This is a genomic window from Longimicrobium sp., from assembly GCF_036399255.1.
GTDB lineage: Bacteria > Gemmatimonadota > Gemmatimonadetes > Longimicrobiales > Longimicrobiaceae > Longimicrobium.
In genome coordinates this window covers 60,110-84,330 of the sequence record NZ_DASWNM010000122.1, presented here as the reverse complement: position 1 = coordinate 84,330, position 24,221 = coordinate 60,110, and the positions used below count along the sequence as shown (strand labels likewise).

Sequence of the window (24,221 nt, the reverse complement as noted above, 5' to 3'; positions counted from 1 at the left end):
GCGGTGCGGCTACTGCCCGCCGGTGTGCGCCAGGGCCTCCGTCAGCCGCATCTCGATGATGGTGGCCTGCTGCGAGCCCTTTTCGCTCTCGGCCAGCAGCCCGCGGTAGATGTCGGCCGCGGCCTTCCAGTTGCCGCCCGCCTCGTGGTGCAGCGCGGCCTGGCCCAGCGCCTCGAACTTCTGGTACTTCATCCCCGCCTTGTCGGCGGCCTGCTGGTAGGCGCGGATGGCCGCGGCGCGGTCGCCGGCCTGGGCGTGCGTGGAGCCCAGCATCATCAGCGCCTGCACGGCCAGCTGCGAGCGGCCGCCCGCCACCTTGTTCAGGTGCGTGGTGGCCGGGCGGGGCTGCCCCTGGTCCAGCAGCGACTTGGCCAGCATCAGGCGCGCCTCGTCGGCCTCGGGGGTGCCGTCGTACTGTCGGATGAACTGCTCCATCTCGCGCGTGCCGGCGGCGGTGCCCAGGGTGGGGTTGGCGGCCAGCGACAGCAGCCGCTCGCCCGCGACGGCGCGCTTCTCGGCCTGCGAGTACTTCCAGACCAGCAGGCCGCCCACCACCACCAGCGCCACCGCGGCGATCCCGATGATCATGCGGGCGTTGCGGCGCGCCCACTGCGAAAGCTCGGCGGCGCGCAGGGCCATCGCGTCATCGGAGTCGAGCTTGTGCGTCTGGCGCGAACGGGCGACGGTGGACGATGCCATGCGGGTCCCTCGAGGTGTGCTGGAGAAAGGGCGGCGGATGGGCCGCCCGGAATCGGCGGAAAACAAAAGCACGCGCACGCCGGGGCTCCGGCGCGCGCAGAAACGCGTAAAGCTATCCCCTTCCTGGCCCTTGGTCAACCGGGCGGGGTGGACGGGGAACTCCGTCTCCGCTCCGGCGGACGCGGTGCATCCGGCCGGCGCCCCCTCCGGGCTCGCATTACTCGCCCACCTCCCCCAAAACTGCTGGGGGAGGTTGGGTTGCCGAGAGATCGGGACTCGGCGAACGGGGATCGAACTGCGTCCGGGGGCGGCCCCCCTCTCCCGGCCTCTCCCCCATAAACTGCATGGGGGAAAGGAAAATTCGATCGTGCTCCGGACGGGATTGCGCTGCGCCGCAAGCGCCCCCACCGGCTCGCTTAGGCTCGCCACCTCCTCCAAAACTGCTGGGGGAGGTTGGGTTGCCGAGAGATCGGGACTCGGCGAACGGGGATCGAACTGCGTCCGGGGGCGGCCCCCCCCTCTCCCCGCGGAGCAGGAAAAGGGGGAGAATTCGATCGTGCTCCGGACGGGATTGCGCTGCGCCCGCAAGCGCCCCCACCGGCTCGCTTAGGCTCGCCACCTCCCCCAAAACTGCTGGGGGAGGTTGGGTTGCTGATGGTGGCGGATCGACGAAGCGCATCGAACTGGCGCCCGACGGGGGGCCCCTCCCCCGGCCCCTCCCCGTTCGTTCCTCACGGAGAGGGGAGAATTCGATCGCGCTTCGGCAGGCCGGCACGATGGGGGGAAGTCCGCGGACACAGCTCGATCCTGTTCGAACCGCCGTGATCCTGCCCACGCCCAACCTCCCCCAAACTTGGGGGAGGTGCGAGCCTAAGCGAGCGGAGGGGGCGCCCGCGGGTCGCGCCGAAGCTGATCCCTCCGCGCAGCCACCACTCCCGCACTCACGCACTCACGCACTCACGCACTTTCGCACCCCCGCATCGGCGCCAATATTGCCATAGGCCGCGCGCGGGCACCCGGCGGTCGCGCCCGACTCCTGCCGATCCACAGCATCCAGCAAGCGAACACCACACCCGAGCGAACGAGCCCATGGCGGACCGGTACGTCTATTTCTTTGGCGCGGGACAGACGGAAGGCAGCAAGGACATGAAGGAGCTGCTGGGCGGCAAGGGCGCCGGGCTGGCCGAAATGGCCCGCATCGGCGTTCCCGTGCCCCCCGGCTTCACCATCACCACCGAGGTCTGCCGGCTGTACCTGCGCGCCGGAAAGTACCCCGACGGGCTGCGCGAGCAGGTGCAGAGCGCCCTGGAGCGGCTGGAGACGGCCACCGGAAAGACCTTCGGCGGGGGCGCGTCGCCGCTGCTGGTCTCCGTGCGCTCCGGCGCGGCGTTCAGCATGCCGGGGATGATGGACACCATCCTGAACCTGGGCCTTACCGACACCACCGCCGCGGCGCTGGCCGCGGAGAGCGGCGACGAGCGGTTCGCCTTCGACAGCTACCGCCGCTTCGTGCAGATGTACGCCGACGTGGTGCTGGGTGTGCACGCCGACCTGTTCGAGCGCCTGCTGGAGGCAAAGAAGCACGGCCGCGGCGTGCGCGAAGACACGCACCTCCCCGCCTCGGACCTGCGCGACCTGGTGGGCGAGTTCAAGACGCTGGTACGCGAAAAGACGGGGAAGGACTTTCCCGAGGAGCCGCAGGACCAGCTGTGGGGCGCCATCCACGCCGTCTTCAACTCGTGGGAAACGCCGCGCGCCAAGGCGTACCGCCGCATCAACAACATCAGCGACAACCTGGGCACGGCGGTCAGCGTGTGCTCCATGGTGTTCGGCAACATGGGCGACGACAGCGGCACCGGCGTCGCCTTTACCCGCGACCCGTCCACGGGCGAGCGGCGGCTGTACGGCGAGTTCCTGGTGAACGCGCAGGGCGAGGACGTGGTGGCCGGCATCCGCGACCCGCTGCACATCGACGGGATGGCCCAGGCGCTTCCCGGCGCGTACGAGCAGTTCCTGGAGGCGGCGAAGCTGCTTGAGGACCACTACCGCGACGCGCAGGACCTGGAGTTCACGGTCGAGAAGGGCCGCCTGTACCTGCTGCAGACGCGCAACGCCAAGCGCACCGGCCGCGCCGCCGTGCGCATTGCCGTGGAGATGGTGGACGAGGGGCGCATCACCCCCGAAGAGGCCGTGCTGCGGGTGGAGCCGGAGCAGCTGGACCAGCTCCTTCACCCCATGGTGGATCCCGACGCCAAGGTGCACGTGCTGACCACCGCGCTCCCCGCCTCGCCCGGCGCGGCGTCGGGCGTCGTCGTCTTCAACCCCGACGAGGCCGCGGAGCGGGGGCCGCACGAGCCCGTGGTCCTCGTCCGGCGCGAGACGTCGCCCGAGGACTTTCACGGGATGGTGGCGGCGCAGGGCATCCTGACCGGCCGCGGCGGGATGACGTCGCACGCGGCGGTGGTGGCGCGGGGGATGGGCAAGTGCTGCGTGGCCGGCGCGGGCGAGCTGGTGATGGACGAGGGGCGCCGCCGCTTTACCGTGGGCGACGTGACGGTGCACGAGGGCGACTGGATTACCCTGGACGGCAGCACGGGGCGGGTGATCCTGGGGCGGGTGCCCACGGTGGAGCCGGAGCCCACGGACGACTTTCGCCGGCTGATGGAGTGGGCCGACGCCGTCCGCACCCTGCGGGTGCGCACCAACGCGGATACGCCGAACGACTCGGCCGTGGCGCGGCGCTTCGGGGCCGAGGGGATCGGGCTGTGCCGCACGGAGCACATGTTCTTCGAGGGCGACCGCATCGACGCGGTGCGCGAGATGATCCTGGCCGACGGCGGCGGCGCCCGCGCCATCGCGGTGGCCAAGCTGCTCCCCATGCAGCGCGCCGACTTCGAGGGGATCTTCCGGGCGATGGACGGGCTTCCCGTCACCATTCGCCTGCTGGACCCGCCGCTGCACGAGTTCCTGCCGCACGGCCCGGCCGAGATCAAGGACCTGGCACGCAAGCTCAAGCAGAACCCCGACAAGCTGCGAGCGCGGGTGGAAGCGCACCACGAGTCCAACCCCATGCTGGGCCACCGCGGCTGCCGCCTGGGGATCAGCTACCCCGACATCACCTGGATGCAGGCGCAGGCCATCTTCGAGGCCGCGGTGAACGTGCAGAAGGAGGGCGTGCGGGTCTGCCCGGAGATCATGGTGCCGCTGGTGGGCACGGCCGAGGAGCTGCGGCGCCAGCGAGAGATCATCGACCACGTGGCCGAAGAGGTCTTCTACCAGTGCGACACCACGGTGGACTACCTGGTGGGGACGATGATCGAGCTTCCGCGCGCCGCGCTGACGGCGGACCGCATCGCGGCGCACGCGCAGTTCTTTTCGTTCGGCACCAACGACCTCACGCAGACCACGTTCGGGCTGTCGCGCGACGACGCGGGGCGGTTCCTGCCGTCGTACGTGGAGGGCGGCGTGCTGCCCGACGACCCGTTCCAGACGCTGGACCTGGACGGCGTGGGGCAGCTGGTGGAGATGGCGACGCGGCTGGGGCGGGGCGTAAAGGCGGACCTCAAGGTGGGCGTCTGCGGCGAGCACGGCGGCGACCCGCGCTCGGTGGAGTTCTTTCACCGCGCGGGATTGAACTACGTCTCGTGCTCGCCCTACCGCGTCCCCGTGGCGCGCTTGGCCGCCGCGCACGCCGCGCTCAAGGACCCGTCGCGCACTCCCGCCGCCGCTCCCGAGCCCGCCGCTCCGTCGCTCGAAGAAGTCGAGGCGGTCGCGGCGGACTGAGGAAAAAGATCGGGGAGGGTACAGAGGAACAGAGAAAAGCCAGAGGAAAAACGGGAGACGCGCATCTTCCGTTTTCCTCTGTTCCTCTGCCAGTCTCTGCTCCTCTGTACCCCCGCCTTTTTGGCCGCGCGCCTCAGCCGAGCTTGCTCGCCTCGTCCTCGCGCACCTCGCCGGGCTCGCCGGAAACGCCCAGGGCGCCCAGGTTCCTGCCGTGGCCCTCGCCGCCGCTGAAGTACACGTGCGTCTCGCCCCTGCCCACGTCGATGCGGGTGATCAGCCCGCCGCCCCGCCCCACCGCGCGCTCGATCTCCTCCGGCGACTTGCTGCCCTTGAAGCTGGCCTTGTAGTGCTTCATCGTCGTCATCTCCCCTTAGAACTGTTCAGAGCAGCTGCGGCTGCGCCCGTCGATCTCGGTGTACTCCGCCTGCGCCTGCACTTCGCTCCCCGCGGACGGCGTCCAGCTGTAGTACTGCGCGGTCATGCCGGGCTCCAGGTACTCCGGTCCACTCCAGGTGATGCCGGACGGGGCCGGGCGCAAGTAGAACGTGCTCCCCGAGCTGGAGCAGACGAGGATGCGGCGCAGGTGCACGATGTTGCGCCCCTGGTTGTTCACCCACAAGGTCGCGGCAGTGCCGGACTTGACGATGGATACCACCACCGACGTGGCGCTTCTGAAGCTGGTCTCGCAGGGATTGCAGGCCATTTCGCTTCCTCCCGAGGGATGGACGGGTCCGCCGCCACGGCCGGAGATTCGCGGGATACGGCGGCGGATTGGGGATGCACCGCGGCAGGTCCAGCAGCCGGCGGCAACTGGCCCCGTAGCAGAGGAAGTGCCCAGCGGTGGCGGATCAGGATCTCACCATGCAAACGTTTCAGCTCCAGGCACTTGGGTGGATGGGGGAAAACAGATGCATCTACCTGCCATACGCAGAGATGGGTCACCCGCTCCACACCTGGGACGGACATGGGATGCATCCACCTGCTCCGCTTGACGATAATCGTTGCAACGGATAAATTCGAGGTTCACACTGATCGGGAGTGTACGATGAGCGACGTGACGACCGCGGCCCGCGAGGAATACGGAATCGCGCCGGACGGATACCGCCTGCCGGGAGCGCTGCGGCTGGGCCGCGTGCGGCTGCAGGTGGCGGACCTGGAGCGCTCGCTGGCGTACTACGGCGACGTGCTGGGGCTGCGCGTGCTCGACCGCACGGCGGAGGGCGCCACGCTGGGCCCGCACGGGGACGATTCGGTGCTCGTGGAGCTGGTGGAGCGGCGGGGGGCCGCGCCGGCGCCGGGGCGGGGGCGGCTGGGGCTGTACCACTTCGCCATCCTGCTTCCGGACCGCGCGGCGCTGGGCCGCTTCGTCCAGCACCTGGCGCGCGTGGGCGAGCGCGCGGGCGCCAGCGACCACCTGGTGAGCGAGGCGCTGTACCTGAACGACCCAGACGGGCTGGGGATCGAGGTCTACGCCGACCGTCCCCGCGCCACGTGGCGCTACGACGCGCAGCGCCAGCTGGCGATGGACACGCGGCCGCTGGACCTGGCCAGCCTGGTCCGCGCCGCGGGGGGACAGCCGTGGAGCGGAATGCCGGCCGGGACGACCATGGGCCACGTGCACCTGCACGTCGGCGACATCGGCCAGGCTGCGGCGTTCTACCACCAGGCGCTGGGGCTCGACAAGGTGGTGTGGAGCTATCCCGGCGCGCTGTTCCTGTCCGCCGGCGGCTACCATCACCACCTGGGGCTGAACACCTGGGCCGGCGCCGGCGCCACCCCGGGGGGCGAGAACGACGCGAAGCTGCTGGACTGGGAGATCATCCTTCCCCGCCCCGCCGACGCGGACGCCGCCGTCCGCAGCCTGGAATCCGCCGGCCAGCCGGCCACGCGCACCGAAGGCGGCTGGCTGACGCTGGACCCCTGGGGCACCGCCGTCCGCATCGTCGCCGCGGGCTGACCGTCAACAAATTGGTCTCACACCGGAGTCAGCGGAGAAAAACTCCGCTGACTCCGTTTTGCCAGCTAAGCCAAACCTGTCATTCTGAGGGAGGCGCCGCGCAGCACCTTCCGTCTGCTCAGGAGCATGGCGCCGACCGAAGAATCTTTGTCGGAAACGGCAGGATCTTTCCGTCACGGTGTGTTCCCGGGCGATGCCCGGGAGAGGCTCCGCGCGAGGGGAAGGAGATTCTTCGGTCGCGCCAACAGGCTTCGCGGGTTTCCCGGAATTCCGGGGTGGGCGCTTCCTCAGAATGACAGGTGTTTTCCGGGGTTTGTTTAAACCAGACCTGACAAAACCTGTCATTCTGAGGGAGGCGCCGCGCGGTGCTTTCCTTTCGCCCGGGAGCATGGCGCCGACCGAAGAATCTTTGTCGGGAACGGCAGGATCTTTCCGTCACGATGTGTTCCCGGGCGATGCCCGGGAGGGGCTCCGCGCGAGGGGAGGGAGATTCTTCGGTCGCGCCAACGGGCTCCGCGGTTTCCCGGAATTCCGGGGTGGGCGCTCCCTCAGAATGACAGGTGTTTTCCGGGGTTTTGTGTAAACCAGACCTGACAAGCTGTCATTCTGAGGGAGGCGCCACGCAGCACCCTCCTTCTGCTCAGGAGTGTGGCGCCGACCGAAGAATCTTTGTCGGAAACGGCAGGATCTTTACGTCACGAGGTGTTCCCGGGCGATACCCGGGAGGGGCTCCGCGCGAGGGGCAGGAGATTCTTCGGTCGCGCCAACGGGCTTCGCGCCTTCCCGCGAGGCCAGGGGGTGGCGCTCCCTCAGAATGACAGGTGGGTCGGCGGATTGGGGATGAGGCTGTCTTTCAGGGATCCGCGAATCAGCCGTCCGCGAGCGGAAGGTTCCCGGGCGATGCCCGGGACGGGGTTCCGCGCGAGGGGAGGGAGATTCTTCGGTCGCGCCAACGGGCTCCGCGGCTTTCACGCGAGCCCAGGGGTGGCGCTTCCTCAGAATGACAGGTGGGTCCGCGGATTCGGGATGACGCGGATTCGGGAGGACGCCGTCTTTTAGGGCGGGACGGATCAGCCGTCCGCGAGCGGGAGGGTGAAGGTGAAGGTGGCGCCGTGGCCGGGGGCGCTCTCCACGGTCAGGTCGCCGCCCATGCCGCGCGCCAGGTCGCGCGAGATGGCCAGCCCCAGCCCCACGCCCTCGTCGCGCGAATTCAGCCGCCGCCCCACCTGCACGAACGGATCGAAGATGTCGCCGATGCGGTCCGGCGCGATCCCCACGCCCGTGTCGCGCACCCGCACCGCCGCCAGGCCGTCCGGCCGCGCATCCGCCCAGACGGAGATCGATCCGCCCTCCGGCGTGAACTTGACCGCGTTGGAAAGCAGGTTCAGCATCACCTGGCGCAGCTTCTCCGCGTCCGCGCGCACCCGCAGGCCGGCCTCGCAGCGAACCGCCTCCACCGCCACGCCGCGCTCCCCCGCCTGCGGCAGGACGAACTCCACCACCTCGGCCAGCGCGGGCGCCACCGGCACCTCCTCCAGCGTGTACTGAACGCGCCCCGCCTCGATGCGGGCAAAGTTCAGCACGCTGTTGATGAGGCCCAGCAGGTGCTCCTGGCTGCGCTGGATGCGCGACAGCTGCGCGCGCTGCGGCTCCGTCACCGGGCCAAAGATCCCCATCTCCAGCAGCTGCGCGTACCCGCCGATGGCGTTGAGCGGGGTGCGCAGCTCGTGGCTCATGGTGGCCAGGAACTGGCTCTTGGCCAGGTTGGCTTCTTCCGCCGCCCGCCGCCCCTGCACCAGGTCCGTCACGTCCACGCCGATGGCGCAGATCCCCTCCACCGCCCCGTCCGCCGCGAACAGCGGCTGGTAGACGAAGTTGTACAGCGCCTCCTCGGCCACCCCGTCGCCGTCGCGGTCCAGGCGGGCCGGCACCTCCGTGCCGACGAACGGCTCGCCGGTGGCGTACACCCGGTCCAGCAGCTCGAAGAAGCCCTGCCCCGCCAGCTCCGGGAGCGCGCGGCGCACGGGCAGCCCCAGCAGCTGCGCCGCCTGGCGCACCGGCCCCAGCAGCCGCACGTAGCGGGCGTTGGCCGATTCGACCACGTGCTCCGGCCCGCGCAGCAGCACGATGGCCACGGGCGCCTGCTCGAACACCAGCCGCAGCCGGTCGCGCACCGCCTCGGCCTGCGCCAGGGCACGGTCGCGCTCCGCCTCGGCGCGCATCCGCTCGGTCACGTCCAGCGCGGCCACCACCCCGCCGACGATGGTGCCGTCCGCGTCGCGGATGGGCGCGCCGGAGTTCAGGATGAAGCCGCGCGACCCGTCCAGGCGCTCGATCTCCACCCGCTCGCCCACCACCACCTCGCCCCTGGACACCGCGCGCGCCAGCGCCCACTCCTCCGGCTGCACCGGCTGCCCCGTCTCGGGCCAGCGGGCGCGGTACGCGGCGTACTCCTGCACCCCCGCGCTCATGGGCGCCTCGCCCCAGATGTCCGGCGCGGCGCGGTTCACGTCGGTAACGCGCCCCGTGGCATCCGCCATCCACACGCCGATGGGAATGGCGTCCAGCACCGTGGCCAGACGCCGGCTCTCCATCTCCGCCGCCTCGCGCGCCCCGTCCAGCGCCACGGCCAGCCGCTCCGCCTCGGCCCGGGCGCGGCGCTCGGCCTCGAACAATCGCGCCCGGTCCAGCCCCTGCGCGCACAGGCGGGAGATGGAAAGCATCAGCGCACGCTCGCGCGGGTCGAAGCGGCGCGGCCGGTCGTACGTCCACAGCAGCGCGCCGCGCCCACCGTCCTCCAGCGCCACCGGCACCGCCGCCCACGCCTGGCTGGCGCTGCCGGCCGGCGGCGTGTACCCCCCGCCAAAGTGCGCCGCCCACGCCCGCGGCGACTCCAGGAACACCGGCTCACCGGTACGCGTGGCCTCGGCGATGGGGATGGACGCGTCCATCCGCCAGCGCCGCCCCACCGACATGCACGCCTCTTCCGGGTAGCCGATGGAGGAGAGCAGCTCCAGCTCGTCCCCATCCTCCGTCCGCAGCGCCAGCACGCCGGCGTAGGCGCCCAGCGCGGCCACGCCCTGCCGCATGGCCACCGCGCCCACCTGCGCCTCCGTCGCCGCGCCGGAAAAGCCCTCCGTCAGCGCCTGCAGCCGCTCGGCCACCATCCGCGAGTGGCGCTCTTCCTCGTACAGCCCCGCCCGGTGCATGGCCTGCGCGCACTGGCCGGCCAGGGACAGGACGAACGCCCGCTCCTCGTCGCCCAGCACGAAGCCTTCGGGAAAGTTGAGGCCGATGCAGCCGATGGGCGCGCCGCCCACCAGCAGCGGAACCGCCGCCATGGCGCCGCCGCCGTTGGCCCGGCGCAGGTCCGCCAGCGCGGGGTAGCGCTCGGCGCGCGCCGCCGCGTCGGCCAGAAAGATGGGCTCGGCAAGGCGCACCGCCTCGGTCAGCGGAAAGTCCGTGGCCAGCGGCATGCTGCGAAAGCGCTCCATGGCCTCCGGCGGATAGCCGACCGCCTGGACGATGTGGAGCTCGCCCCGGGCTGCGTCCAGCAGGGCGACGGCGCCGGACCGCGCGCCCAGCGCCGCCACGCCTTCGCTCACCACGGCCTGGGCCACCTCGCCGGGGGTGAGCGCCGTGGCCAGCCGCGCGGTCACGGCGTGCAGCGCCTCCAGCCGCTGCACGGCGCGCCGCCGTCCCGTGACGTCCACCGCCATCGCCACGCGCGCCGTGGCGCCGCCAAAGGGGACCTCCTGGGTGGTGATCTCCACGTCGAGCAGGCTTCCGTCGCGCCGGCGGTGGCGAAACTCGCCGCGCACCAGCACCCCGCCGTCGCGCGGGTCGTGCACGGCGGCGTACACCCGCTCCATCTCCTCGGGGGGGCGGATGTCGGCCAGGGTAAGCGACAGGAACTCGTCCGCGGAATAGCCGTACTGCCGCTCCGCCGCCTGGTTCACGGCCAGGATGCGGAGCGTGCCCGGGTCGAAGACCCACATGGGCACGGGGTTGTGCGCGAAGAGAATGCCCAGCTCTTCGGCGGCGGCGGCGAGTTCGGTATGCATGGGGGATGATGATCGACCTGCGGCGCGCGGACGGAGCAGCGCAACCCGAAAGCTCGCGCATTTTGCGCCCGAACGCAATCTGGCGGCCCCGGTCAGATCGACGTTTGCCGAACGCTGCCGCAAAAACGTGGGGGTACAGAGGGACAGACAAAGCCGGAGGAGCAGAGGGATGTCCGTCGTCCTCTGTTCCTCTGGCCGTTCTCTGCCCCTCTGCACCCTCGCTTTTGTTTTTGCGGACGCGCGCGATTACCGGCCGCGCAGGTGCTCGTGGATGAACTGGATGGCGATGGAGCCCTCGCCCACGGCGGCGCCCACGCGCTTGACGGAGCCGCTGCGCACGTCGCCCGCCACGAAGACGCCCGACTGGCTGGACTCCAGCAGAAAGCGCGGGCGCTCCAGCTCCCACGCCTCGTCCGAGCAGGCGCGGCCGGTGAGCACGAAGCCCTTGTCGTCCAGCGCCACGGCGCCCTTGAGCCACTCCGTCTGCGGCGCCGCGCCGATGTACACGAACAGCGTGCTGGTCTCCGCCGTCTCGCGCGCCCCCGTCTCCACGTCCTCGATGGTGATGGTCTGCAGCATGTCGTGCCCCTCGGCCTCGATCACCTTGGCGCCCGGCCGCAGGTGCACGTTCTGGAGCTTGCTGACGCGCGAAAGCAGGTACTCCGACATCTTCTCCGCGAAGTCCGCCTCGGGCGCCACCATCGTCACCGACTTGGCGTAGCGGGCCAGGTACAGCGCCGCCTGCCCCGCGCTGTTGCCGGCGCCCAGCAGGTACACGTCGCGGTCGCGGCAGGTGGGGATGGCCGCCGCCGCCGCGCCGTAGTACACGCCCCGCCCGATCAGCCGGTCGCACCCCGGCGCCTCCAGCATGCGCCACGACACGCCCAGCGACAGCAGCACGGCCTGCGCGCGCAGTTCCTCGCCGTCGTCCAGCGTGACCACACGATTGGGCTCGTCGATGCGCAGCCCCACCGCCTCGCGCCGCACCACCACCTCCGCGCCAAAGCGCTCCGCCTGACGCAGTGAGCGCCCGGCCAGCTCGCTGCCGCCCACCCCGTCTGGAAAGCCCAGGTAGTTCTCGATCAGCGAGCTCATCCCCGCCTGCCCGCCGGGCGCCTCCTTTTCGATGAGCACCGTCCGCAGCCCCTCACTGGCGCCGTACACCGCCGCCGCCAGCCCGGCCGGCCCCGCGCCCACGATGATCAGGTCGTAGTACGGCGACTCGGCCTCGGTGCTCAGCCCCACCTGCTCGGCGAGCTCCTGGTCCGTGGGGTCCGCCAGCCACGTCCCGTCGCCAAAGACCAGCAGCGGCATCCGGTCCGCGCCCACGCCCAGCTCGTCGGCGCGGGCGCGGGCCTTTTCGTTGGTCTCGAAGTCGCGAAACAGGTAGGGCACGCGGCTGCGCGCAAGGAAGTCGCGCACCTCGTGCGAGCGGGGCGACCAGGTAAAGCCGATCACCACCACCCGGTCCGCCGCGTCCGCGTGCGAGGGAATCATTCTCGGGTCTTTCGGTCATGCGTGGCTCGGCGCCGATGGAAGATCGGGCCGGGGCGGGAGGGTGTGTCAGGAGGCGTGCCAGCGGGGAGGCAGGGGTGGCGGGGTGAGCGGGTGAAGGGGTGAAGGGGTGAAGGGGTGCGTGAGTGCGTGAGTGCGTGAGTGCGTGAGTGCGTGAGTGCGTGAGTGCGGATGTGCGGATGTGCGGATGTGCGGATGGGCGGATGGGCGTGAGGACGAACGCGCCGCATCTCTCTCCGAACACCCCGGACTGTCATTCCGAGGGAGCGCCGCACGAAAGGCGGCCGAACCACCGGGCTGTGGCGCGACCGAGGAATCTACTGTCGGGATGCTGGTGATTGGTCGGCGCGTCCGGAACTGGCGGCCACAATCCGCGAAGGCGGATTTTGCGACTTTCCAGCGGCGAATTCATTCGCTCCTGGAGCCGGAGCGTGAGGGGCGCTACCGGCCCCGCAGCGATCCCGTGAGCGCTTCGGTGACGGCGACGCGGTCGCGGCCCTGGGCCTTGGCGGCGTACAACGCCTGGTCCGCCAGGCGAAAGAGCGCTTCGGGCGTGTCCGCGTCCTCCGGCGCGCTGGCGATGCCGATGCTGACGGTCAGCGCGTCGGCCGTGGCGCCGAAGGTGTGGCCGGCGACGCGCTGCCGCAGCCGCTCGGCCACCGCGGCCGCCGTCGCCGGGTCGGCGCCCACCATCAGCACCGCGAACTCTTCGCCGCCCAGCCGCGCCACCGAGTCGCTGGTGCGCAGCTGCTCGCGCAGCAGAAAGCCCAGCTCGCGCAGCGCATCGTCGCCCGCCGGGTGGCCGTGGCGGTCGTTGTAGCTCTTGAAGTGGTCGCAGTCCACCACCGCCAGGCTGAAGCTGCCCCCGTAGCGCGCCACCCGCGCCACCTCCATCTCGAACCGCTCGGAAAAGTGCCGGCGGTTGGGCAGCCCCGTCAGCGGGTCGGTGTACACCAGCCGCGCCAGCTCTGCCCGCGCCGCCGCCAGGGCCAGGCGCTGGCGGCGAATGCGCCCCAGCACGATCCCCGCGAACAGGTTGGTGATGAAGAAGACCACCGCCAGGATCAGCTCCACCTCCGGCCGCACCCCGTGCGGGGCCGCCAGCGCCACGGCGGCCAGGTACCCCGCCGTCATCATTCCGCTCAGCAGCGCGGCGGTCACGAACCCCGCGTAGCCCGACAGAAAGATGAGCACCACCGGCCAGATCACCAGCAGCAGCAGCCGGATCTCGTCCGCCGCCCAGATGAACACGGACAGCAGCGCGGCCACCGCCATCATGGGCACCAGCACGAAGTGCGGATCCCACCGCACCCACAGCCGGGGCGCCGCCTGCAGCAGCACCCACGAGCCGCCCACGGTCAGCGCGCAGGCGGCGGCGATGACCACCCATTCATGGGCCGTCACCTCCACGAACCAGATGGCGTTCATCAGCGCGATCACCGCCACCGCCAGCGCAAGCCCGCTGGTGCCCAGCGCCAGTCCCCGCTGCTTGTGGGTCCTGTCCACTCCGTTCGCTCCTCTCCTCCGGAAGTCGCCCGGCATCAGCAAATCGCGATCCACTGCTCCACCGGGGTGTTTCACTTTTCCTCCGCCGCGGTAGATTGCCGGCGGATTCCACATACGGAGGGATGCGATGACGTCGGCGGGCGAGATCGAAACACGGCTGCGGGAGATGGGCGACCCGGAATCCGCGCGGGTCCTGCAGGGGTACTTTCGCACCGGGCCGGGCGAGTACGGCGAGGGCGACCGGTTTCTGGGCATTCGCGTCCCCGCGCTTCGTGCGCTGGTGCGCGAGTACCGCGGGGTGGCGCTGGGGGAGATGGACACGCTGCTGGGCTCGCCGTGGCACGAGGCGCGGCTGCTGGCCCTGCTGCTGATGGTGGACGCGTACGGGCGCGGCGGCGCGGCGGCGCGCGAGGACATCTACCGCCTGTACCTGGAACGCACGTCGCGCATCAACAACTGGGACCTGGTGGACCTGTCCGCGCCGCACGTGGTGGGCGCGCACCTGGTGCAGGGGGACCGGTCGGTGCTGGAGGGGCTGGCGCGTTCGGAGCTGCTGTGGGAGCGGCGGATCGCCATCCTGGCCACGCAGCACTTCATCCGCCGCGGCGACTTCGGCACCACGCTGCGGATCGCGGAGATGCTGGTGGACGACCGGCACGACCTGATCCACAAGGCGGTGGGATGGATGCTGCGCGAGGTGGGCAACCGCGACCGGGAGACGGAAGAGATTTTCCTGCGCCGGCACCACGCCACCATGCCGCGCACCATGCTGCGCTACGCCATCGAGAAGTTTCCCCCCGAGCTGCGCCGGCGCTACATGCAGCGGTGATTTTCGCCGGGCTCATCCCGATCCCGGGAAAACAACACCTTCATGGGTACAGAGGAACAGAGTCAGACAGAGGAACCACGGCTTGCTTTCTCTGTCTGCCTCTGTTCCTCTGTACGATCATTCTTTTTCAGGATCTGGTATCATCATCATCATCCCTGATCCGCGAAAAAGGATGCGAGGGGGATCAATCCTCCCCGTTCTCCAGCGCCCGGTAGCCGCGGCGGTAGTACAGCAGCGGCGCGCCTTCCCCGCCTCGCACCACCCGCTCCACCTGCCCGATGACGACGCGGTGGTCGCCGCCGGGGTGCGTCTCCCACAGCCTGCAGACGAGCGACACCGGCGCGCCCCGCAGCACCGGATCGCCTTCCGCCTCGAACGGGCTGGGCTCCAGCGGCAGGCGCTGGGCGTAGGCGCTGGCGGCGCGGCGGTCGCCCAGCGCCAGCAGGTTCAGGGTGAACCGCCCCGTCTCGAGCACCATGTACAGCGCCGCCGCGTCGTTGCCCACGCACGCCAGCACCAGCGGCGGATTGGCCGAGAGCGGCGTGAACGCGGTCACCGTGATGGCTTCCACGTCGTCGTCCTCGCGCACCGCCAGCACCGCCACCCCCGTGGCCCAGTACGACACCGCGTCGCGAAACTCCTCGGGCGTCACGCCTTCGCCCGCGGATTCGCCAGCGTGCGTGCGGATGGTGGGCTGGATCGGTCGCGCCATCGGGTACTCTGCGCATTCAGGGTGGTTGATGCCGGATCGGGATCGATCCCGCCGCATGCGGCGCGCCGAAAGATTGGCCTCGCCCGGAGTCAGCGGCGGACCTGAACCGTGCTGACTCTGTGCGATATGAGTTCCCCCCACCTGCCGTGCAGACCCTTGCTCACGGAACCTGGGCCCGCAGCAGCGGCATCCGGCCCACCGCTGCCCGCTGTTCCCTATTCCCTATTCCCTATTCCCTATTCCCTATTCCCTATTCCCTTCCCTCGAAAAAAGCCCCGCGCCGGATGAACCGGTGCGGGGCTCTGTCGATCAGGAAGCGAGAAGAGAGATCAGCGCGCCGCGCCGGTCCGCTCGGCGCAGAAGTGGCCGCCGGCCCGCGGCTGCCCCGCCCCGCTCTCCCACGTCCCGGCGAAGCGGTCCGCGGCGATGGAGGTGACGGTGAGCGCCATGTACGCCCCGTCGAAGCGCTGCTGGCCGCCCTGGTTGGCGTCCGCGCCCAGCCGCAGCGTGAGGTTGTGGGTCCCCGCCGGCGCGTCGGGCCGCGGCCACTCCATCACCAGCACGCCGGGCCGCGCCGCGTCGGCGCGCCCCGTCTCGCCCGCCGACACCGCGCCCACCGCGTCCAGCCGCACGTCCGTGCCGCCGAAGAGCGGGTAGCGCACCCCCGCCGACGCGGGCACCGGCGCCGGACGGCCGCCGTAGGCCCGCAGCGTCAGCGCGCCCGAGACCGACGCCCCCGCCTGCGCGCCGCGCTCCGCCACCAGCGTCAGCCGGAACTCGCCGGCCAGCCCGTCCGCCCGCGCCCCGGCCGCCAGCGGGCCCGCCACCGGCGCGCACGGCACCCCGGCGGCGGGCGCCGGGGCCGCGCCCCGGCACGACTGCCCCGCCGCCCCGGCCAGCACCAGCACCCCCAGCAGGACGGCGGCCGGCCTCAACCGGCGCGCCCCGGACGCATCGCCCGTGCTCAATTGCGGATCCGGGTAACGCGGCCCTGCCGGTTGATGGCGCGCAGCGGCCCGCGGTGGATGTCGTTGTGCATGCGGATGGAGCCCCGCTCCGTGCTGCCGCCGGCCCGCAGGGTGAGCGTGACCGAGAAGGCGTCGGCGGCCGCCGCGTTCACCGTGTAGCCCATGTCCGCCAGCGAGCGCACCGTCAGCTGGCTCATGGGGTTGCTGCCGCTGTTCAGGTACCCCGTCATCAGCTCCCGGCCCAGCAGCGACTCGCGCCAGTGGCCGTTGGCGGTGCCCTGCCCGCCCGTGTTCTCCACCGGCACCTTGAGCCCCGAGTAGGTGGCGCCGCCGATGGCGTTGAACCCGGCCAGCCCCTCGAGGCCCGAGTACCACGTGTCGCGCACCACCGCGTCCGACGACGCGTTCTGCAGCAGCCCGAAGTAGTTCCACATGGTGCCGATCCCCAGCACGTGACCCATCTCGTGCAGGATGACGGAGCCGAAGCCCCCGCTCGCCTCCAGCTGGGCCACGTCGGCCACGTCGAAGTACATCAGCCCCAGGATGGGCAGCTCGGTCGCGTCGTCGCGGATGTAGCACGGGCCGGCCGCTCCCAGCACCGCCCCGGGCCCGTCGATGGGCTCGATGGCGGCGAAGATGACCAGGTCGTCGATGTTCATGTTCAGCGTGGGCGAGTCGTCGCCGCACTCGTTGGCCGGGATGTTCGCGGACGCGCTGGGCAGGTCGGCGGTGATCACCGTGCCCCAGCGCGTGGCGGCGGTCTGGAACACGTCGCGCTGCGCCTGCGTCATCGTCGTGGTGAAGCACACCGTCATGGTGTAGCCCGCCCCGCCGCCCTGGCACCCCGCGCCGCGGAACACCACCGGCGCGGCGGTGATCGCGGGAACCGTGGCCGTCAGCGTGTTGAGCGCCGCCACCGGGCCCAGCGTCCAGCCCCCCGCCGAGGCCACGCCGCTGGCGTTGGTGGTGGTGGTGGCGTTGAGCACCGACCCGCCGCCCGCCGCCGCGAAGGTGACGCTGAGGCCCGGGAGCGGGTTGCCGCTGGGGTCACGCACCAGCACCGTGGGCACCACGGGCACCGCCGTGCCGGCCATGGCGGCCTGGTTGCGGCCGGCGCTGATGGTCAGCGTGCCGGCGACGGCGGCCGTGGCGGTAAAGACCACCGGGGGAAGCGCCGTGCCGGGAAAGGTCGCCGTCAGCGTGTTGGTTCCCGACGCGGCGCCCAGCGTCCAGCTGCCCACCGAGGCCCCGCCGGCGGCGTCCGTGGTCTGGGTGGGGCCGGTGTGCGAGCCCCCGCCCGACGTCACCGTGAACTGCACGCTCACGCCCGACACCGGGTTGCCGAAGGCGTCGCGCACCAGCACCCGGGGCGCCACCGCCACCGTCCCGCCGCGCACGGCCGTCTGGTTGTTGCCGGCTTCCACCGTGGCCTGCGTGGCCGGGCCGGCCACCGCCGTGGCGGTGAACACGGCGGGCGCGGCGTTGCCGGACGTGGCCTGCACCTGCTGCGCGGTCCCCGCCGTGGTGCCCAGCGTCCAGACGACGGTGGCGACGCCGTTGGCCCCCGAAACCGCCGTGGCCGACGGAAGCGTGCCCCCGCCGACCACCGCGAAGGTCACCGTCACCCCCGCGACGGGCGCGCCCAGCCGGTCGCGCACCGCCACCTGCAGCGGCGTGGCCAGCGCGGTGCCCGCGGGGCCCGTCTGCGTGTCGCCGCCCGCCTTCTGCAGGGTGGTGGCCACCTGCGCCACCGTCACCGTCGACGTTCCCGAAGCGCTGCCGGCCGTGGCGGTGATGGTGGCGGGGCCGTTGGCGGCCCCGGTCACCACCGCGCTGTCGCCGCCCGCGCCCGCCACGGTGACCGCCGGCGAGCTGGACGACCAGCTCAGGCCGGCGTTCTCCATGGGGTTTCCCTTCTCGTCGGTCACGGCGGCGCGCACCACGCGCGTGGCGCCCACGGCGTCCAGCGTAATGTTGCCGGGCGTGACGCCCACCGTGGTGGGGACGGGCGGAGTGGTGCCGTCGCTGCACCCCCAGGCGAACAGGGCTGCGGCGGAGCAGAGCAGTAGGTTGCGCTTCACGAGGGGAACTCCGGAACGGGAGAACAGGGGGAGAGCAAACCGGCGGGGCCGGCGCCAGCACGGACGGGTTGCGTCGACGAGAAAACGGCACCGCGGCCGCGGAGGCTCGTCACGCAGGGCGGACGGGCGCACGGCCGGCGGGGCGAGCGGCCTTCAGCGGCGCGCTCCGGCATTCCAGGGGAGTGGTCTACGGATGCGGCCGGGACCGGCCCGCGCAGTCGCGGACGGGGCGACCACCTACAAGAATACACCCGGAGCGCCCTCTCCCGCAACCGCCTACACCATTTGTTCCCACGATCTTGCGGGATCCCCACAGCCGGCTTTCAGATCGCGGGCGGACGAGGCGTGACCGTGCGTGGCGTCCGCTCTCACCCGTAGGGCAGGACAGGTCCGGGGCTCCGGCAGGATTCGATTGCGCCTCCAGTTCGCTCCGTACGCCGGGGCAGCAGTGCCGTTTCCGCGAGCGACGGCCTTTGGACGATCAGGCGGACCAGGCGGTGCCGGTCCACCTCCGTCTGGCGTGAACTGGCCGGTCTGCGGGTCGTAGCAGCGGTTGCGCATGTACACGTGACCGCTCGCGTCGCGCATGCCGACGGCGAGGCTGCCCATCCAGTAGGAATCTTCTGCCTGTGCGTCATCTCCGTTCCGCAAGCGCCGTTCATGGGCGCGGAGGGTTTGTCGGGCATCTTCTTTTCCGTTCCGTCGCGGCAATTGGCAGTTGCCAAAGATGTGTCGGAACGCATTTGCCTTCGCTGCGCCTTCCGCACCCGTTCCCTAGGGTTTCTTGCCGCTCCGTGATCATCTCTGCAGCCCAGCCTCGAACCGTCACCTCCTCACAGCGCCGGTCGCCGGGAGTTAATGCGCCCACGCCGTCACGTGCAGATCAACCTACACTGTCACGTTGAGTCGTGGGGTAGGGTGGAAACTGGTGATCAGTTCCAACGAAGTCATCGTCAGTACAGTAAACCCCGTCCGAACCAGCCCCACGAATTTCGTATTCGAGCCCGCTCTTGCGGACGTACCGAAAGGCGTAACCCCAGCCGTCCCAGAGAAGTGGCAGCCCGTTTTCCAAGGATGTAAGCACCGCCAGATTCGAGGGTAGCACACCATTGTCCTCGACGTACCTTCGCACCAGCGTTCGAAGCGCATCCGCGTGCACCCAAGTCCGCAGGTGCGGGTCGTTGAGGATGTCGTGCTCCATCACCCTCTCCCGTCGTGGAGCATTGCTGCGGAGGCATTCGGCAGACACCTGTCCAGCGTGATTGATCGCGCAGGCGTTTAGCAAAGCCCCGACCAGCAGCACTCCCAGTGCCGATTGACGCATTCTGTTTCTCTCGGTCGCTAGTATTCGCATCTTTCAACTCCGTCCCAGCCAAAGCGCGGCAGGTCTGGTTGGATGAGCACTCTACCCTCGAAGTCACGAGCATCCATCTCACGTATACCAACTAACGCATCACTCATTTGTCCCGAGTGGTTGACCCAGCGGGATTGGTTAACGTGGCGGATCTCATGAGCAAAAATCCTGGCGAGGGCGTATTCATTGAACACGGCGATTGAGTTGAATCCACCGCCTCCCGTAAAGAAAATAGACGATCCTCGCTGATAGGCATCGACAGCTCCCAATTTGTAATCGCCTACGCCAACCTGCTTAGCATCCAGCATTGCGAGTGCTTGTCCACGAACTTCCGGGCTCAGATAGTTCTGAGCGATGCATCGTAGGCGTGACTCCTCGCGAGGTGTCACCGTGCGTGTGGAGTCCGAGTGATCCTCCCCATCCTCCGCACAGAGCCCGTACGGATCTGAATACGATACCGGGTCCCCCGCCGCGAAACCATACGCGTTCAGCCCACCCGACAACCCGATCGGATCCGGCTGCGTGAACTGGCCGGTCGCGGGGTCGTAGTAGCGGTTGCGCATGTACATCTGGCCGCTCGCGTCGCGCATGCCGACGGCGAGGCTGCCCATCCAGTAGTGCTCGTAGCCGGTGGTGGGCGCCGTGCCCGCCTTCTCGTGCCACGCAGTCGTGCTCCACCCGGGCCAGCTCACGGGCACGCAGCCGCTGGGCGGGTACTGCTGGCAGTCGCTCGGCGCGCCGCTGGTGAACGTGCCCATGGCGAACTGCCCACGCCAGTTCTGGTGCGTGACGATCGTGCCCACGCCCTGCTTCCAGATCGCCAGCGGGCGGTCGATGCCGCCGGCGTGCACGTAGCTCACCCGTCCGCCCGCATCCGCGGCGTAGCTGTCTGAAGCATCCTTCAGCTCCCAGAGGATCTGGTCACCCGACCACACGAAGCGCGTCACGCTGCTGATGCACGTCTTCAGGTCGCCGTAGCAGAGCGGGTTCTCGCGGCGCGTGCGCACCAGCACCCGCCGGCCCAGCGGATCGTAGCGGTACTCCTCCCACACCCCCGACCCCTTGTTGCCGCTGTAGTCGGTGTCGTACTGCTGGAACACGCGCAGCCGCTCGTCTGCGTCGTAGTACGAGCGGCTGTTCACGGCGCGCACCCGCGTGCTGATGAGAGTGTACGGGTCGGTATTCTCCACCACCTGCGTGCCCACGGTCACGTTGCCGGCGGCGTCGAACTGGCGGTCGGTGTCGTCGACGCCCACGGCGTAGCCCTCCTTGTGGATGGAGCGCACGAGGCTGGGTTCTCGGGGCCCGGGCGGTAGGTACGGCTCTGCGCCATGTTGCCCAGCGCATCCATCACGAACTGCTCCCGCGACCACTGCACGTCGCCGGTGTTGCTCCAGTCGGTGGCTACCGGGCTTCCAGCCCGGTGTCCCGTATTCAGCAATCAGAAAACGACGGTTCGGCTGGCAGATTCAAGCCGCTTGTCTCGGGCAAAGACACTCCAGAACACTTGACGATGGCTCTAAACAGCAACGAGCGGCTGTCGGTGGCATTGGGCTCCGCGCCATGAACGATTACAAGCACGGTGTTCCCTTTGATCCAGCGTACAATTCTCACCCTCAGCGGCGCAAATCCCGATGGACCAACCAGTGTACGATGGAACACCTCTGGCTCCTGCTGTGCGGTTTCCGACCACCGATGCATCGTTGCGCGGATCAATTCCTGATAAGCCGCAGAATCCGCAGCAAGAAAACCCGTTTCCATTACGACGGCCTTCAGCGTCCCCGACGTGCCTCCAGAGTCTACTTGGTTTCCCTTTCCGAAATAGTATGCGTTATGCGTGACAGGCCCCACGGGCTCCCCGATGCGATAGCTATCTCGGAGAGTCTCGGGGCGTACCCGATGAACCTCCCGCCAAGTCATGCCAAGCCGCAGTCCCGAAGCCTGATCAAGCATGTAGTCTGGCCCTGTGTGGCGATGCGAATCTGTCCCGCACGCACTGACGAGTTGGCAACTCAACAGCGCAACGAGAGTTAGATTAGCGAAAATCCTGATCCGACCAGAAGTTCCCAACCCTGATATTCTCATCCGCAATCTCCTCACAACTCCAGTGATTCAGGTTTGAGCGGGTTCCTGCTGCGAAGCCTACGTTGTTGTTCTTCTGATCTGCCTGTGAATCCGCAACTTCGTTGTCATCGCGCTCGTGAAGCGTTCTCTCGTGAGCATACGTCGTCTCGCGGGCTTCTCGCTCACCAAACATCCGAGTCAACTGACAAGATCCGTAGATATGCCTGAAGGCATTTTGCTGGTCGTCATTAAACCCCATCGAAGCGCGGAGCGCGGTGAGACTGTTTGCCTCGCGTGTTATGACCACCGTCCCAGCGAGAATCAGTTGATGGCGATTAGCATGTCTCCCCAGCGCCTGCTGTAAGGCGCCCCAGAAAGCGTGTCGTCCAGCGTGGAGCATGTCTCCAAACTTGTAATGGCTGTACACGATGTTCTCAAGGCACTTACGGATCGGCGGACAGAGGCCATACGGATCGCTATATGTGACCGGATCTCCCGCCGCAAACCCGTACGCGTTTAGACCACCCGCCAGCCCGATCGGATCGGCTTGAGTGAACTGGCCAGTGGCCGGATCGTAGTAGCGGTTGCGCATGTACATCTGGCCGCTGGCGTCGCGCATGCCTACGGCCAGGCTGCCCATCCAGTAGTGCTCGTAACCCGTCGTGGGCGCCTGGCCCACCTTCTCGTGCCACGCGGTGGTGCTCCACCCGGGCCAGCTCACGGGCACGCAGCCGCTGGGCGGATACTGCTGGCAGTCGCTGGGCGCGCCGCTGGTGAACGTGCCCATGGCGAACTGGCCGCGCCAGTTCTGGTGCGTGACGAGCGTGCCCACCCCCTGCTTCCAGATGGCCAGCGGCCGGTCGATGCCGCCGGCGTGCACGTAGCTCACCCGCCCGCATCGGCCGCGTAGCTTCCCGTCGCGTCCTTGAGCTTCCACAAGATCTGGTCGCCGCTCCAGACGAAGAGCGTCACGCTGCTGATGCACGTCTTCGCATCCCGATAGCAGAGCGGGTTCTCACGGCGCGTACGTACCAGCACCCACCGGCCCAGCGGATCGTAGCGGCACTCCTCCCACACCCGCGATCCCTTGTTGCCGCTGTAGTCCGTGTCGTACTGCTGGAACACGCGCAGCCGCTCGTCCGCATCATAGTACGAGCGGCTGTTCACGGCGCGCACCCGCTGCGTCACCCCGGTCGCCAAGTCTTAGCTCTCCACCACCTGCGTTCCCGCGTTCGCATCCCCGCGGCGGACGCTTACTTACCTAATGAAAGGCTGGAACGATATGCTCGAGAGTAGCCCGAAGTCGAACGCGAACGTCAGATACAGGTCGCTCGGCAGAGGACCGTAGAACCATTCCGATACCGGACTCCAGACAAACGATTGTGCAGGCTGCCCAAGTAGCTTGTGGCACTCAGATTCAGTATGCCAACCGACGCGCAGCGTTTCCGCGGCTGCAAACATCTCGAGTGGTTCAGGCCCAAGCGTAGGCCGGCGCTCCGGGCGCAACCGAAAACCGCGGTAAAACACTTGGCCTTCAGAGTTGACTACAACGTCGAACAGATGCTCCCGCCAAAGCCTCAGAGCGTAAGACATACAGCCACCAGCAGCCGTCTCTGGAGCACCGAACAGGTTTCGGAACTTCCTCTCCGGCAATCCGCGAAGCAGGCCCGACGCGCGGGTCCATTCTCGAGCCGCGGTGAGTTCAGAACTCGAGATTCCCGCTTGTCGGAGGCGCACGGAAAGATCATGGTTCGCCTGCATGAGCGATGCAATGGCCAGCGCCAAGTCTACACCATTCTTTGCTGTGCGCATGCTCATCTTACCACCTCATAACGGCCATTGATTTCGCGCACCCGCGCATGCTTGACTTTGCCATCGGTGCCCACAGCCAGAGCCCTGCTAAGGTCGTTTGCATCGGGAGCTTGAGCTGAAACCAGGTACTTGGTTCCATCGATCGTAACCTCCTCGCCGTATTCCAGACCGACCTTCTCAATCGACTCTCTCAAGATATGCATCGCTTCATCTTGACTCCGCGTGAGTTGATTGATCTCGTCCGCAATGCCTGAAAGCCGGCGCATGGCGGATCCGGTACTTCCGACGACATCAGCTATTCGCCCAGCTTGGGCAATGTTGTCGGCGTGCCGCGCGTGCCGCAGATGGCGGAGATGTCGTCCAGCGGCGAATTGTCCAATGAGGCCGCCTGCGCACCCAGCGACCAGCCCCATGGCAACATCACGGCCGCTGTATCGGCCGCCGAGAGCACGACTGACTCCGTACCCGATCGCCACATCGCTTATTGCACCGGCCGCACAGGCCACGCATTGTGGACACAGTCCGAAGGGATCCGAATACGAAACTGGGTCCCCTGCCGCGAACCCGTACGCATTCAATCCTCCCGCCAGCCCGATGGGATCCGCCTGCGTGAACTGGCCGGTCTGCGGGTCGTAGTAGCGGTTGCGCATGTACATCTGGCCGCTGGCGTCGCGCATGCCGACGGCGAGGCTGCCCGTCCAGTAGTGCTCGTAGCCCGTCGCGGGCGCCTGGCCCACCTTCTCGTGCCACGCGGTCGTGCTCCAGCCGGGCCAGCTCACGGGGGATGCAGCCGCTGGGCGGATACTGCTGTTCTAAGTGATATGCACGTGAATACGTTGGTTTGATTTGATTCCCTATTTATGATTGTGGCGACGGA

At 69.0% G+C, this 24,221-nt stretch carries 19 protein-coding genes; 4 read left to right on the top strand and 15 right to left on the bottom strand.

What is annotated here, in order from left to right; all coding sequences use genetic code 11:
• Nucleotides 1-9 precede the first annotated feature (9 nt).
• Nucleotides 10-699, bottom strand: coding sequence for a tetratricopeptide repeat protein (locus VGC13_RS22755; RefSeq protein ID WP_331127595.1), 690 nt, complete (start codon nt 697-699; stop codon nt 10-12).
• A 1,089-nt stretch (nt 700-1,788) separates the two neighbouring features.
• Between VGC13_RS22755 and ppdK the strand changes: the two genes are divergently transcribed.
• Nucleotides 1,789-4,482, top strand: coding sequence for a pyruvate, phosphate dikinase (gene ppdK, locus VGC13_RS22750; RefSeq protein WP_331127594.1), 2,694 nt, complete (start codon nt 1,789-1,791; stop codon nt 4,480-4,482).
• 133 nt (nt 4,483-4,615) lie between these two features.
• Here ppdK and VGC13_RS22745 read toward each other — a convergent pair whose 3' ends face one another.
• Nucleotides 4,616-4,837, bottom strand: a complete 222-nt coding sequence (locus tag VGC13_RS22745; protein ID WP_331127593.1) for a hypothetical protein — start codon at nt 4,835-4,837, stop codon at nt 4,616-4,618.
• 15 nt (nt 4,838-4,852) lie between these two features.
• Nucleotides 4,853-5,185: a hypothetical protein gene (locus tag VGC13_RS22740; RefSeq protein ID WP_331127592.1), complete on the bottom strand. Its 333-nt coding sequence runs from the start codon at nt 5,183-5,185 to the stop codon at nt 4,853-4,855.
• 342 nt (nt 5,186-5,527) lie between these two features.
• Between VGC13_RS22740 and VGC13_RS22735 the strand changes: the two genes are divergently transcribed.
• Nucleotides 5,528-6,439 carry a VOC family protein gene (locus tag VGC13_RS22735; RefSeq protein WP_331127591.1) on the top strand — a complete coding sequence of 304 codons (912 nt, stop codon included), beginning with the start codon at nt 5,528-5,530 and terminating at the stop codon, nt 6,437-6,439.
• Between the two features lie 1,070 nt (nt 6,440-7,509).
• Here the strand turns inward: VGC13_RS22735 and VGC13_RS22730 are convergent.
• The 3 genes from VGC13_RS22730 to VGC13_RS22720 all read right to left on the bottom strand — a co-directional run bounded on the left by VGC13_RS22730 (nt 7,510) and on the right by VGC13_RS22720 (nt 13,524).
• On the bottom strand, nt 7,510-10,503 hold the full coding sequence (locus tag VGC13_RS22730) for a PAS domain S-box protein (RefSeq protein ID WP_331127590.1): 2,994 nt from the start codon (nt 10,501-10,503) through the stop codon (nt 7,510-7,512).
• Nucleotides 10,504-10,749: 246 nt separating this feature from the next.
• Nucleotides 10,750-12,000, bottom strand: coding sequence for an FAD-dependent oxidoreductase (locus tag VGC13_RS22725; protein WP_331127589.1), 1,251 nt, complete (start codon nt 11,998-12,000; stop codon nt 10,750-10,752).
• A 459-nt stretch (nt 12,001-12,459) separates the two neighbouring features.
• Nucleotides 12,460-13,524 carry a GGDEF domain-containing protein gene (locus VGC13_RS22720; RefSeq protein WP_331127588.1) on the bottom strand — a complete coding sequence of 355 codons (1,065 nt, stop codon included), beginning with the start codon at nt 13,522-13,524 and terminating at the stop codon, nt 12,460-12,462.
• Between the two features lie 127 nt (nt 13,525-13,651).
• Here VGC13_RS22720 and VGC13_RS22715 point away from each other — a divergent pair, with 127 nt between their 5' ends.
• A complete protein-coding gene (locus VGC13_RS22715) occupies nt 13,652-14,353 on the top strand; it encodes a DNA alkylation repair protein (RefSeq protein WP_331127587.1) in 702 nt (233 codons plus the stop codon).
• Between the two features lie 184 nt (nt 14,354-14,537).
• On the opposite strand, the gene VGC13_RS22710 is transcribed toward VGC13_RS22715, so the two are convergent.
• From VGC13_RS22710 to VGC13_RS22700, 3 genes are all read right to left on the bottom strand, one after another.
• Nucleotides 14,538-15,065, bottom strand: coding sequence for a flavin reductase family protein (locus tag VGC13_RS22710; protein WP_331127586.1), 528 nt, complete (start codon nt 15,063-15,065; stop codon nt 14,538-14,540).
• 329 nt (nt 15,066-15,394) lie between these two features.
• A complete protein-coding gene (locus VGC13_RS22705) occupies nt 15,395-16,033 on the bottom strand; it encodes a hypothetical protein (RefSeq protein WP_331127585.1) in 639 nt (212 codons plus the stop codon).
• Nucleotides 16,030-18,114 (bottom strand): leishmanolysin-related zinc metalloendopeptidase, encoded by a 2,085-nt coding sequence (locus VGC13_RS22700; RefSeq protein ID WP_331127584.1) that lies wholly within the window; start codon nt 18,112-18,114, stop codon nt 16,030-16,032. Before VGC13_RS22700 ends, VGC13_RS22705 begins: the two co-directional genes overlap by 4 nt.
• 567 nt (nt 18,115-18,681) lie before the next feature.
• Between VGC13_RS22700 and VGC13_RS22695 the strand changes: the two genes are divergently transcribed.
• A complete protein-coding gene (locus tag VGC13_RS22695; RefSeq protein WP_331127583.1) occupies nt 18,682-18,912 on the top strand; it encodes a hypothetical protein in 231 nt (76 codons plus the stop codon).
• 543 nt (nt 18,913-19,455) lie between these two features.
• Here VGC13_RS22695 and VGC13_RS22690 read toward each other — a convergent pair.
• From VGC13_RS22690 to VGC13_RS22665, 6 genes are all read right to left on the bottom strand, one after another.
• Nucleotides 19,456-20,724, bottom strand: coding sequence for an RHS repeat-associated core domain-containing protein (locus tag VGC13_RS22690; protein ID WP_331127582.1), 1,269 nt, complete (start codon nt 20,722-20,724; stop codon nt 19,456-19,458).
• 178 nt (nt 20,725-20,902) lie between these two features.
• Nucleotides 20,903-21,229, bottom strand: a complete 327-nt coding sequence (locus tag VGC13_RS22685) for a hypothetical protein (protein ID WP_331127581.1) — start codon at nt 21,227-21,229, stop codon at nt 20,903-20,905.
• Between the two features lie 274 nt (nt 21,230-21,503).
• Entirely contained in the window at nt 21,504-22,421 is a 918-nt protein-coding gene (locus VGC13_RS22680) for an RHS repeat-associated core domain-containing protein (RefSeq protein WP_331127580.1), read from the bottom strand.
• Nucleotides 22,418-22,732 carry a hypothetical protein gene (locus VGC13_RS22675; RefSeq protein WP_331127579.1) on the bottom strand — a complete coding sequence of 105 codons (315 nt, stop codon included), beginning with the start codon at nt 22,730-22,732 and terminating at the stop codon, nt 22,418-22,420. Before VGC13_RS22675 ends, VGC13_RS22680 begins: the two co-directional genes overlap by 4 nt.
• 57 nt (nt 22,733-22,789) lie before the next feature.
• Entirely contained in the window at nt 22,790-23,350 is a 561-nt protein-coding gene (locus tag VGC13_RS22670) for a hypothetical protein (protein WP_331127578.1), read from the bottom strand.
• Complete coding sequence (locus tag VGC13_RS22665) at nt 23,347-24,123, bottom strand: RHS repeat-associated core domain-containing protein (RefSeq protein ID WP_331127577.1); 777 nt, start codon at nt 24,121-24,123, stop codon at nt 23,347-23,349. The genes VGC13_RS22670 and VGC13_RS22665 overlap by 4 nt, the downstream gene beginning before the upstream one ends.
• Nucleotides 24,124-24,221 lie beyond the last annotated feature (98 nt).